Source organism: Endothiovibrio diazotrophicus (assembly GCF_054657215.1).
In genome coordinates this window covers 1-10,438 of sequence record NZ_BAAHXB010000159.1, presented here as the reverse complement: position 1 = coordinate 10,438, position 10,438 = coordinate 1, and the positions used below count along the sequence as shown (strand labels likewise).

The following is a 10,438-nucleotide window of genomic DNA, read 5'->3' as shown; positions in this document are numbered from 1 at the left end:
TCAAAACAGGAAGTTATTCTTTCGCGGGCCCTACGGCCGCGATGGCGCCGTGTCCGTTCCTACCGCGAGCCGAATTGAAATGCCTCACTCCGTTATGATCGCGGCCTAAGGGCCGCTCCTACAGGATATCGCGCCGGTTGCGCGGCTTCGTCAGAAGCCGCGCAACCGGCGCAGTTTTTCGTAGGCGTTCTTGATCTCGTGGGTCTGGTGGGCGGCCAGCTTCACCGCCTCCTCGGACAGCCCCCGGGCCATGATCTTGTCCGGGTGGTGCTGGCTGAGCAGGCGGCGGTAGGCCGTCTGGATGTCGCGATCGCTGGCCTGTGGGGTGACGCCGAGGATGGCGTAGTATTCGGCGCCGGGGGTGGTGTTGCGTAGCGGGCGGGGATTGGGGCGTGGTCCTTGGTGCGGCCCCCGCTGCCGGTCGCCGGTGCCGCTCCGGGCCTCCCGTCGTGGCGGCGGCTCGCGGCGCTCGGCGAAGCTGCGTTCGGCGCGCACCAGCTCCTCCAAACGTTGAAATTCGGCGTGGTCGAAACGCAGCCGGTCGCGGACGGTGCCGAGCAGCCGTTGACCGGCCGGTGCCAGGGTGCCGTCGGCGTAGCCGATCTCCAGCAGGGTCTCCAGCAGCAGGCGGTCGAGCCCCTGGTTGTTCACCTCCCGCTTGAAACGGGTGAGGGTGCGCTCCACCGGGTAGCGGGGGCTCTTGCCGTCGGTAAAGCGGGCGATGGCCTCCCGTCTGCGCTCACCATCGAGTCCCATGCGGTCCATCACCCGGCCGGCCACCGCGATGTCCCGCTCGCTGACCCGTCCCTTGGACTTGGCCAGGTGGCCCATCAGGCCGAAGGTGATATTGAAGAAGAGTTCCTGGGTGCGTTCACGGCGCTCGGCGTGACCGCGGAAAAAAGTGGAGAGGCGGCTGTCGCCCAGCGGCGTGTGGCGGTCCAGGTAGTGGCCCAGCGCGATTCCCACCAGCGCGCCCGGGGCCTGGCCGACGAGAAACCCAAGGCCGCCACCGATGAGTTTGCCCCACCAGTTCATCAGCCCCCGTCCATTGGCCGCGTAGAGGTCGTACATGGCAAATATTCAACCAAATTCCGGCGGATCCCGCAATCGGACACTATCCGTTGTGTTTTCCCGATATCAAGCCACAAGCGGTTGTATGACAGCGATATTTCAACAGGGTTCCTCCGGTGCCGTCCCGGAGGGGGGGTGGAAAAGTCGCAGTTCACGCAAATTCCGTGAAAAATTAATGGTTTCTGTTGCATTTCGGGGGATTATTGACCAATATACCCATCATTCAGTCACCGGGAATCCGGCCGCCAGTGTAGCACCTGTCACACGGGCGCCACGCCGGACACCTCCCCTCCAACGGCACCCCTCATCATGATCAATCACACCTTCCCGTCGCTCTCGTTGCGCGGCCGGAATCTGCTTCCCATCATCCAGGGCGGAATGGGCGTCGGCGTCTCCGCCCACCAGTTGGCCGGCACGGTGGCGCGGGAGGGTGCCGTGGGTACCATCGCCAGCATCGACCTGCGGGTTCACCACCCGGATCTGATGGAGCGGACCCGGCGGGTGAAAGAGCGGGCGGTGATCGACGAGGCGAATTATGAGGCCCTCGACCGCGAGGTGCGTGCCGCCCGCGAGATCGCCGGTCCCGGCGGCTTCCTGGCGGTCAACGTGATGAAGGCGGTGGACCGCTTCCCGGAGCTGGTGAAGCAGGCCTGCGAGAGCGGTGCCAACGCCATCATCATGGGGGCCGGCCTTCCCTTCGAGCTGCCGGAGCTGACCAAGGGCTACCCCGACGTCGCGCTGATTCCGATCCTTTCCGAGGAGCGCGGGGTGCGCGCGGTGCTCAAGCGCTGGATGCGCAAGGGGGTGTTGCCCGATGCCATCGTGCTGGAGCATCCGCGCTACGCCGGCGGCCACCTCGGTGCGCCCAAGCCGGAGGATATCGACAACCCGAAGTTCGATTTCAAGCGGGTGTTGGCGGAGATCCCCAAGGTGTTCGAGCAGCTGAAGGTCGATCCGATCCCGCTGCTCCCCGCCGGTGGCATCAACTCCTTCCAGAAGATCAAGGATCTGTTCGGCATGGGGGCCTCCGGGGTGCAGATCGGCACTCCCTTTGCGGTGACCGAGGAGGGGGATGCCCACCCTACCTTCAAGAAGGTGCTGCTGGAGGCGAAACCGGAGGAGATCGTCACCTTCATGAGCACCGCCGGGCTGCCCGCCCGGGCGGTGCTTACCCCCTGGCTGAGAAAATATCTGGCCCGCGAGGAGACGGTGCGTTCCCGCGCGAACCCCGAGAAGGCGAAGTGCGCGGTGTGGTTCGAGTGTCTCAGCCACTGCGGCCTGAAGGACGGCAATTCGGAGGCGGGCCAGTTCTGCATCGACACCCAGCTGGAAGCGGCGGTCCACGGCAATCTGGAGAAGGGGCTGTTCTTCCGCGGCTCCGAACCGCTGCCGTTCGGTGATCAGCTGCGTTCGGTCCACGACCTGCTGGTGATGCTGCTCACCGGCAAGGATCCCGCTGCCGCATAGGATTCCGCTGCCGCGGAATCCTAATTGGTCGATGGGAAAATGGGGGCGCTTTGCGCCCCTTTTTTCGTCCTGTCGAAGAGCGCGATGACAGCGGGGTTGCGGATGCCGCGGCGCCGCAGAAGCCATAGGGCGTGCCGTGCGCGCCGTGCGGAAGGTGGCAGCGGCCCGTCCGATCGGCACCTCCCGTCTACGCTTACCCGTCACGTCGGCGCCCGTGGCTACCGCTCTATTGTCTGTCCCGCAGCCTCCTCGATTTCACCTGCGGTGCGCCGGTAAAGCCGGTGGGTGCGCCACAGGTTCCAGCCGTAGAACGCCGCGGTGGCGATCACCAGCGCCCCAGCCGGCCGGGCCAGCGGTACCGGCAGGATGGTCGCGGCGATCACCGTTGCCGTGGCTACGGCGTGGACCTTGAAATGGCGCCGCGCCGCCTGCTCGGAGATCACCTCCTTCATGTGTGGCACCTTCACCCCCACCGCCGCGCGACGGAAGGCGAGCGAGTTGAGGTGGAGCCACACCAGGAACGGTGCGATCTTGTAGCTCATGCCGCTGATCAGGGTCAGCGGCACCAGCGCCACCGCGGTGACGCCGAAGGCCATCTCCAGCCCTTCGACCCCGCCGAGATGGGCCGTGCCGAGCGCAATGGCGAGCAGCAGCAGCCCCATCCCGAGCCGCCAGAACCAGAGGGTGGCGTCCTCGATCTTCCGCTTGCGCCGCCGCTGGAGCGCAAGGGTGGCGACGGCAAAGGCCGCGAATCCCGCCGCCAGGGCGAGCAGCGCCGGCCACCGGAAGGGCGCGGTCGCCGGCACCAGGAGGGCGCAGAGAAACAGCGCCAGCGCGGTGAAGAGCCAGGGGGCCAGCGCCCGCTTCAGCCAGCGCGGATAGTCCGGCGTGATCTGGAACAGCGGCACCACCTGATAGGCCACGCCCACCACCAGCAGCCCGATCCAGCCGCCCACGCCCCAGGCGAGATGCCCGTCGGTGAGCTGACGGGCGAGCGGCAGCAGCCCGGCGTGGCCGGCGGCGAGGATCAGTCCGAGCGACAGCGCCACCGTCAGCGCCGCCAGCGCCAAGCCGATGGCCCAAACGGTGGCGTAGGCCGCCCGGGCGCGCGCCAGGGCGATGGTGGTGGCGAGCAGGAAGAGCGGCAGCGCTGCGGCGAGCAGACCGCTGCCGAGCAGGATGACGGTGGCGTCCGACTGGTGAAGCCCCCACGGCAGGAGCAGGGAGCCCGCGGTGAGCAGCGCATGGATCGCGCCTGCGGTGATCAGCGGACGGGGGATGGTGCTGCCGATCGCCACCGGCAGGAACTGGAGCAGGGCGCCACACATCGCCATCGCCAGCACGCCGAGGGTGATCAGGTGGGTCAGCGCCAGGGCGCCGGGGCCCCAGCGGCCGGTGAGGAGGGTCGGTCCCTCCACCGTCAGCGCCGCTCCTGCGGCCGCGAGAAACAGCGGCGCGGTGAGGAAGAAGCGCAGCGGCACCGAGAGGGGAGGTGACTGGTCGAGGGAGAGGTTGGCATGGGGGAGCATCGGGCGGGTGTCAGGTGTCAGGTGTCAGGTGTCAGGTGTCAGGTGTCAAGTGTCAAGTGTCAGGGGTTGGGGCATGGCGTCGGCGGCCGCCCGGGCGCCCTGCGGGTCGTCGCGGCGCCAGATGAAGACCTCGACGGCCTCGTCCCTCCCCGCGGGCAGGATGGTGCAGCGCAGGCCGCGGAGGGCGAGCTGTTCCTCCAGCAGGCAGGGGTGGCGGCGGTGGCGCAGGCGTAGATAATCGCCGGGCGTCAACGCTTCGGCGGCGTCGATGGCGCGGGTGAGCGGCTCCGGGGGCTCCAGGTCGCTGACATCGAGGGTCCGTTCCATCGCCCCTCACAGCCTCTTCATCCGTTCGATCACCTCCCCCTGGGTCTCGCCGAGGAGCTGCTCGGTCATCGGGTAGAGGATCTGCTCCTCCTTGAGGTTGTGCTGCTGCATCAGCATCAGCAGGGTCTCGGCCGCCCCCAGGTAGAGGGCGCCGTCCATCCCGCTTGCCCCCTGCGCCATCTCCTCCATCAACCCCCGCATCTGACGGTGCTCGTAGCGCATCATCTCGGTGGGTCCGCCGCCGTTGCCGCTGGCCTCCTCAAAGCTGGGAAAGAGGACCTCCTCCTCCATCGCGAAGTGGTGGAGGGTGGCCTCGCGAAAGGCGGAGAAGGCAACGCCGGCGTCGTCCCAGCGCTGGTCGCTGACCGCCTCCTCGGCGGTGGCGAAGAGCGCGTCGCAGCGCTGGTGGTCGTCATGCATCATCGGGCTGATCCGGGTCATGGGGGGCGTCTCGTCGGGGAGAGTGAGGGGGCTCGTTGGGTGGAAGCCGCCAAGGTTCGCGTGAACTTCGGGGGCGGCATGGGCTATTCTGCAACGACGTGACGGGTCCGCCTTGATGCCGGTCAACTGGCACCACCCGGCGGGGAGGCATACTGAAAGACAACCGGATGAGGGGCGGCGTGAGCGAAACGGTGGACCTGTCGGCGATCCTGGGGCGCATCCCCCTGTTCCGTGAGTTGGACGACGGGCAGCGGGAGCGGGTCGCCCGTGGCTGCCGCTTCCTGAAGGCAGCCCGCGGGGAGACGGTGGTCCACCGCGGCGAGCCGCCGGACGGCTTCTACTACCTCATCCAGGGGCGGGTGAAGCTGGTGCTCACCTCCCCCCTGGGGGCGGAAAAGGTGGTGGAGATCGTCCGCGATGGCGAGACCTTCGGCGAGGCGGTGATGTTCATCGATCGCCCCTACCCGGTAAGCGCCCAGGCGACCGAGGCCTGCCACCTGGTCTACCTCTCCCGTGAGGCGATCCTCGAGGATCTGGAGCGGGAACCCGGACTCGCCCGCCGGATGCTCGCCGGACTGAGCGCCAGGCTTCACGGGATCATCCGCGACGTGGAGGTCTACAGCCTCTACTCCGCGGTGCAGCGGGTGATCGGCTATCTGATCTACGAGGCGGAGGAGCGGCGGGCCTCCGGCGGTGCCTGTACGCTGGAGCTGCCGGTGGCCAAGGCGGTGATCGCTTCTCGCCTCAATCTCACCCCGGAGACCCTGTCGCGGGTGTTCCACGAACTGAGCGAAAAGGGCCTGATCCGGGTCCACGGCCGCGAGGTGGAGCTGGTCGACATCGAGCGGCTGCGTGGCTACGGCCAGTGAGCCAAGCCCTGCCAGCCCCCTGGTTCGCCCCGCTGCTGGTCCTGCTGCTGTTCGCCGTCGCCCTGGGGCTGCCCGCCCTCCTCCCGCTGGCTGCGGCCGCCCACCTCCACTTGATGTTGGCGGTGGGGGTGCTGCCGCTGATCCTCGCCGCCATGGGCCACTTCACCCCGGTGCTGACCCGGGGCGCCCCGCCGCCCCGTTGGCTTGGCGGGCTGCCGTTGATGGTGGCGGCAGGCGGCGCGGCGGTGTCCGCCTTTCTCCAATGGGGGCGGCCTCCGCTGGTGCTGGCGGGGGCCCTGGCGGTGGTTGCGGTAGCGGTGCAGGGGGGCTGGATGGTGGGGCGTGCCCGCGCCGCCTTCGCTCCGCCCCACCCCGGGCTGGCCTGGTACCTGGCAGCCCTCGGTTGCCTGTCGGCGGCGCTGGCGGCGGTCCTCCTGGCGGCGTGGCGGCCGGAGTGGTGGGTGCCGCTGCGCCGCCTCCATCTCCATCTCAATCTGCTCGGCTTCGTCGGTCTCACCGCCGTCGGTACCCTCTGGGTGCTGCTGCCGACGGTGGCCGGTTATGCGGAGCCGGCGGCAGGGGAGCGGTTGCGCCGGGACCTGCCGTGGGCCCTCGGCGGGACGTTGCTGGTCGCCGTCGGTGCGGCCCTCTGGTGGCCGGCGGCGGTGGTCGGCGGGGTCGCCTGGCTGTGGGGGCTGGGACGGTTGGTGGCGCCGCTGCTGGGGCGTCGCCGCGCCGCGGTGTGGTCGGCGCCAGGGGCCTCCCGCGCCCTTGCCCTGGCCGCCCTCGGGCTGGGCCTGCTGCTGGTTCAGGGGCTGCTCCACGGTGTTGCGCTGGTCGCCGCCCCGTCGCCGCTCGTCTTCGTCCTCCTCTTCCTGCTGCCGTTGGTCAGTGGTGCCGCTGCCCATCTGATTCCCCTGTGGCGTTGGCCAGGGCCGCCCACCGCCCGGCGGGAGGCGGTCCACCGGCGCCTCGCTCGCGGCCACGCCACCCGCGGCGCGCTGTTCATGCTCTGCGGCGTCGCCGCGCTGGCGGGGGTCGCAGCGGCGCCCTATCTGGCCGCGTTGGTCGTGTTCCAGTTCGTACTCCAGGTGATTTTCGCGCTGTTCGCCGATCCATAGGGCGTGCCGTGCGCGGCGTGTCGAACGGGACCGCGGCGGCGTGTGCGGCACGTCCTACGCGAACGGAAAGGGGGTGCGGGTGACGGCGGCGGCGACGATGTAGCCGTAACAGAGCAGGGCGGCGGCGAGGGCGGTCAGCCGGAGCCGGCGGGTGCGACCCCGCTTGAGGGCGATGCCGCCGAGGACGATGTAGCCGAGGAGTGCGGCCAGCTTGGCAGTGAGCCATGGGGTGACCAGCGGATACTGGCCGAGGCGGCTGGCCATCCATACCGCACTGCCCAGCAGCAGGGTGTCGTTGAGGTGGGGCAGGGTGCGGGTGACGCGGTGGTGGAGCCATGCCGAGTCGCGGGCCATCCACCAGCCGCGCAGCAGGAAACCGAGACCGCTGAGTGCGGCGCAGGTGATGTGGATGTCGCGCAGTAACAGGTAGTTCATGGCGGGGAGATACCTTGAGGCCGCCCGGCGCGCGCTCCCTTGATCCGCATCAACTCGCCGGGGGTATACCCGCGGGGGGCGGCAGGCTAAGCTAGCGCGCTCTGTAACATTGTGACGGAAGCGGTAGCGCGCTTTCGGCGATAGTGGTGCCATGAGTCGAGGCCGAGGCGGGCGTGCCGCCAACCAGTTGCGCATCATCGGCGGTCGCTGGCGGGGGCGCAAGCTCGCCTTTCCCGACCTGCCGGGGCTGCGTCCCACCGGGGACCGGGTTCGCGAGACGCTGTTCAACTGGCTCGCGCCGATCATCGAGGGGAGCCGCTGTCTCGATCTGTTCGCCGGTAGCGGCGCCCTCGGCCTGGAGGCCGCCTCCCGCGGCGCGGCCCGGGTGGTGATGGTGGATCGGGCGGTCGTCGTGGTTCGCCGGTTGGAGGCCCATCGCGCGCTGCTCGGGGCGGAGGCGGTGGAGCCGTTGGCGATGGAGGCGCAGGCCTTCCTCGCGCGGCCTCCCGAACCGTTTCAGGTGGTGTTTCTCGATCCGCCCTTCGGTGCGGGGCTGCTGGAGCCGAGTTGCCGGGCGTTGGCCGCCGGCGGTTGGCTGGCGCCGGGGGCGATGGTCTACCTTGAATGTGAGCGCGCCCTGGGCGAGCCGCGGCTCCCCGAGGGGTGGCGTCTCCATCGCGCCAAGCAGGCCGGCGAGGTGGCCTATTTTCTGGCGATCGCTCCATGAGTACCCACCGATGAACGCCACCAGTGAGACCGTTGCCGTCTATCCCGGCACCTTCGATCCGATCACCAACGGCCACAGCGACGTCATCGGCCGCGCCGCCGGCCTGTTCGACCGGGTCATCGTGGCGGTGGCCGCCGCGGGCGGGGCGAAGAACCCCGCCTTCGGTCTGGAGACGCGGCTGGAGTTGGCGCGTCTGGCCCTGGCCCGCTGGGAGAACGTCGAGGTGCGCGGTTTCGATACCCTGCTGGTGGAGTTTGCCCGTCAGACCGGGGCGCGGGTGCTGCTGCGCGGGCTGCGCGCGGTGTCCGATTTCGAGTACGAGTTTCAACTCTCCGGCATGAACCGGGCGCTCGCCCCGGAGCTGGAGACCCTGTTTCTGCCCACCACCGAGCGCTATGCCTACCTCTCCTCCAGTCTGGTGCGGCAGGTGGCGGCGCTGGGCGGGGACATCGGCGCCTTCGTCCACCCCGCGGTGGCGACGGCCCTCGCTGACAGATTCGGCACCAATTCCGTATAATTACCCGCTTTCTCGCGACTAGGAGTTTTGACCATGGCCCTGATGATTACCGACGAGTGCATCAACTGCGACGTGTGCGAACCGGAGTGCCCCAACGGCGCCATCTCGCAGGGTGATGAGATCTATGTGATCGATCCCAACCTCTGCACCGAGTGCGTCGGTCACTACGACGAGCCGCAGTGTGTAGAGGTCTGCCCGGTGGACTGCATCCCCAAGGATCCCGACCACGAAGAGACGGCCGACGAGCTGCAGGCCAAGTACGAGCGGCTCACCGCCCAGGGCTGATGCTCCGGGGTTGATAGCGCGGTGTCGATCGACGATACTTCGCGCCCTTCGATTTTGGCTATGTAGCTCAGCTGGTTAGAGCACATCACTCATAATGATGGGGTCCCCTGTTCGAATCAGGGCATAGCCACCATGTGCAAGAGGGCCTGTCTCCGTGACAGGCCCTTTTTTTGTCCGGCGGTTGCGATCGCCCTCGAAAAAAGGGATTTACGGTGATATACGTAGGCGGTTCAGCCCGCGGTCTCCCTTCCTGTCCGCGGTCCGGATGAACCTATGGATCGCCACCATCTAAATTTTCTGCCTTTCCTGGACTATCTCTGCGTCCTCCTTACCGGATATCTCGCCTATGTCGTGCGGGCTGGTGACGGTGTGTTGGATAACCGCTATCTGCTGGTGATCCTGGTCGCCGGCTTCATTACCATCAGTCTGTTCAGCCTCACCCGGGTCTATCTCTTCTCCGAGGCGAGGTTGGCGGGGGTCGTGCGCCAGTTGTTTTTGCCCCTGCTGCTGGTGGGGTTGGTGGTCGCCGGGCTGGGTTATCTCAGTAAGTCTTCCGAACACTACTCGCGGATCTGGGCAGCCCTCTGGTTCGCGCTCTGCTTCGTGGCGATGGTCGGAGGGCGCCTCTGGCTGGTCCACCTGGGGCGCTCGGAGCGGCTGCGCTACTGGTTGGCGCGACGGGCGGTGCTGGTCGGCGAGGCGGCGGACGTGGTTGCGCTCTACCTTGAGCTGGAGCGGCGCCGGACGCCATGGCTGATGGTTTCGGGGGTGTTTGTCCCGGCGGGCGAGATGCCCTCCGGTCTGCCGAAAGGGGTGGCGGTAGGTACCGTCGACGAGTTGTTGCACTGGTCCAAGGGGCGGTCGGTGGACGACGTGGTGGTGGTGCCTCCCGGCGGCGAGGGGTGTGTGCGGGCGATCGCCTGGCTGAACGACCTGCGCCTGATTCCCGCCAATCTCCACGTCGGCCCGATGGCGTTGTTCGAGGTTTACCCCGAGGCCAAGCGGATCGACATCGCCGGCATGCCGTTGATCACCGCCGTGCGCCATCCCCTCACCTCGATCAACCGGGTGGTGAAGATGGGGGTCGACCTGCTGTTGGTGACCGCGCTGTTGATCCCGGCGCTACCGCTGATGGGGCTGATCGCCGTGGCCATCCGTATCGACTCGCGGGGGCCGGCGCTGTTTCAGCAGCAGCGCTACGGTTTCCGCAACGAGGTGTTCACCGTGTACAAGTTCCGCACCATGAGCCACGGCGTCGCGGACGATCCCGATCTGCCCCAGGCGAGGCGTGGCGATCCGCGGGTGACCCGCCTCGGGCGGCTGTTGCGCCGCTTCAGCCTCGATGAACTGCCACAGCTCTTCAACGTGCTCAACGGCAGCATGTCGCTGGTCGGGCCCCGCCCCCATGCGGTGCCCCACAACGACAAGTACGCCGGGCTGCTCGATCGCTACCTGGAGCGCCACAACGTCAAACCCGGCATCACCGGCTGGGCCCAGGTCAACGGCCATCGCGGCGAGACCGATACGGTGGAAAAGATGCGCCGCCGGGTGGAGTTCGACCTCTACTACGTCAAGAACTGGTCGCCGCTGCTCGATCTGGAGATCATCATGCGGACCGTGCTGGTCGTGCTCTCCGGGCGCAACGCGTA

The 10,438-nt window shown here is 68.1% G+C and carries 12 protein-coding genes and 1 tRNA gene; 8 read left to right on the top strand and 5 right to left on the bottom strand.

The window, feature by feature from the left end; translation table 11 throughout:
• Positions 1-150 precede the first annotated feature (150 nt).
• Positions 151-1,071 (bottom strand): co-chaperone DjlA, encoded by a 921-nt coding sequence (gene djlA, locus ACYQ2W_RS24045; RefSeq protein ID WP_459873148.1) that lies wholly within the window; start codon positions 1,069-1,071, stop codon positions 151-153.
• A 309-nt stretch (positions 1,072-1,380) separates the two neighbouring features.
• Between djlA and ACYQ2W_RS24040 the strand changes: the two genes are divergently transcribed.
• Complete coding sequence (locus ACYQ2W_RS24040) at positions 1,381-2,538, top strand: NAD(P)H-dependent flavin oxidoreductase (RefSeq protein WP_459873146.1); 1,158 nt, start codon at positions 1,381-1,383, stop codon at positions 2,536-2,538.
• A gap of 218 nt (positions 2,539-2,756) precedes the next feature.
• On the opposite strand, the gene ACYQ2W_RS24035 is transcribed toward ACYQ2W_RS24040, so the two are convergent.
• From ACYQ2W_RS24035 to ACYQ2W_RS24025, 3 genes are read right to left on the bottom strand one after another with little or no spacing between them, the layout of a single operon-like run.
• Complete coding sequence (locus tag ACYQ2W_RS24035; protein ID WP_459873144.1) at positions 2,757-4,067, bottom strand: hypothetical protein; 1,311 nt, start codon at positions 4,065-4,067, stop codon at positions 2,757-2,759.
• A gap of 45 nt (positions 4,068-4,112) precedes the next feature.
• Complete coding sequence (locus ACYQ2W_RS24030; RefSeq protein WP_459873142.1) at positions 4,113-4,394, bottom strand: DUF2249 domain-containing protein; 282 nt, start codon at positions 4,392-4,394, stop codon at positions 4,113-4,115.
• A gap of 6 nt (positions 4,395-4,400) precedes the next feature.
• Positions 4,401-4,835 carry a hemerythrin domain-containing protein gene (locus ACYQ2W_RS24025; RefSeq protein WP_459873140.1) on the bottom strand — a complete coding sequence of 145 codons (435 nt, stop codon included), beginning with the start codon at positions 4,833-4,835 and terminating at the stop codon, positions 4,401-4,403.
• Between the two features lie 179 nt (positions 4,836-5,014).
• Here ACYQ2W_RS24025 and ACYQ2W_RS24020 point away from each other — a divergent pair, with 179 nt between their 5' ends.
• Together ACYQ2W_RS24020 and ACYQ2W_RS24015 are read left to right on the top strand one after the other, a co-directional pair.
• Entirely contained in the window at positions 5,015-5,704 is a 690-nt protein-coding gene (locus tag ACYQ2W_RS24020) for a Crp/Fnr family transcriptional regulator (protein WP_459873138.1), read from the top strand.
• Positions 5,701-6,825, top strand: coding sequence for a hypothetical protein (locus ACYQ2W_RS24015; protein WP_459873136.1), 1,125 nt, complete (start codon positions 5,701-5,703; stop codon positions 6,823-6,825). The genes ACYQ2W_RS24020 and ACYQ2W_RS24015 overlap by 4 nt, the downstream gene beginning before the upstream one ends.
• A 54-nt stretch (positions 6,826-6,879) precedes the next feature.
• Here ACYQ2W_RS24015 and ACYQ2W_RS24010 read toward each other — a convergent pair whose 3' ends face one another.
• Positions 6,880-7,260 carry a SirB2 family protein gene (locus ACYQ2W_RS24010; RefSeq protein WP_459873134.1) on the bottom strand — a complete coding sequence of 127 codons (381 nt, stop codon included), beginning with the start codon at positions 7,258-7,260 and terminating at the stop codon, positions 6,880-6,882.
• Between the two features lie 151 nt (positions 7,261-7,411).
• Here ACYQ2W_RS24010 and rsmD point away from each other — a divergent pair, with 151 nt between their 5' ends.
• The 5 genes from rsmD to ACYQ2W_RS23985 all read left to right on the top strand — a co-directional run.
• On the top strand, positions 7,412-7,987 hold the full coding sequence (rsmD, locus tag ACYQ2W_RS24005) for a 16S rRNA (guanine(966)-N(2))-methyltransferase RsmD (RefSeq protein ID WP_459873132.1): 576 nt from the start codon (positions 7,412-7,414) through the stop codon (positions 7,985-7,987).
• Positions 7,988-7,997: 10 nt separating this feature from the next.
• A complete protein-coding gene (gene coaD / locus ACYQ2W_RS24000; protein ID WP_459873130.1) occupies positions 7,998-8,504 on the top strand; it encodes a pantetheine-phosphate adenylyltransferase in 507 nt (168 codons plus the stop codon).
• 33 nt (positions 8,505-8,537) lie between these two features.
• Positions 8,538-8,789: a YfhL family 4Fe-4S dicluster ferredoxin gene (locus tag ACYQ2W_RS23995; protein WP_459873128.1), complete on the top strand. Its 252-nt coding sequence runs from the start codon at positions 8,538-8,540 to the stop codon at positions 8,787-8,789.
• Positions 8,790-8,845: 56 nt separating this feature from the next.
• Positions 8,846-8,922 (top strand) — tRNA-Met (locus ACYQ2W_RS23990).
• Positions 8,923-9,062: 140 nt separating this feature from the next.
• The coding region (locus ACYQ2W_RS23985) for an undecaprenyl-phosphate glucose phosphotransferase (protein ID WP_459873126.1) at positions 9,063-10,438 on the top strand (1,376 nt) is incomplete at its 3' end.

Bases quoted from the DNA above. Each gene is read 5' to 3' on its own strand.
- djlA (WP_459873148.1), bottom strand. From the start codon at position 1,071: ATGTACGACCTCTACGCGGCCAATGGACGGGGGCTGATGAACTGGTGG.
- ACYQ2W_RS24040 (WP_459873146.1), top strand. From the start codon at position 1,381: ATGATCAATCACACCTTCCCGTCGCTCTCGTTGCGCGGCCGGAATCTG.
- ACYQ2W_RS24035 (WP_459873144.1), bottom strand. From the start codon at position 4,067: ATGCTCCCCCATGCCAACCTCTCCCTCGACCAGTCACCTCCCCTCTCG.
- ACYQ2W_RS24030 (WP_459873142.1), bottom strand. From the start codon at position 4,394: ATGGAACGGACCCTCGATGTCAGCGACCTGGAGCCCCCGGAGCCGCTC.
- ACYQ2W_RS24025 (WP_459873140.1), bottom strand. From the start codon at position 4,835: ATGACCCGGATCAGCCCGATGATGCATGACGACCACCAGCGCTGCGAC.
- ACYQ2W_RS24010 (WP_459873134.1), bottom strand. From the start codon at position 7,260: ATGAACTACCTGTTACTGCGCGACATCCACATCACCTGCGCCGCACTC.
- rsmD (WP_459873132.1), top strand. From the start codon at position 7,412: ATGAGTCGAGGCCGAGGCGGGCGTGCCGCCAACCAGTTGCGCATCATC.
- coaD (WP_459873130.1), top strand. From the start codon at position 7,998: ATGAACGCCACCAGTGAGACCGTTGCCGTCTATCCCGGCACCTTCGAT.
- ACYQ2W_RS23995 (WP_459873128.1), top strand. From the start codon at position 8,538: ATGGCCCTGATGATTACCGACGAGTGCATCAACTGCGACGTGTGCGAA.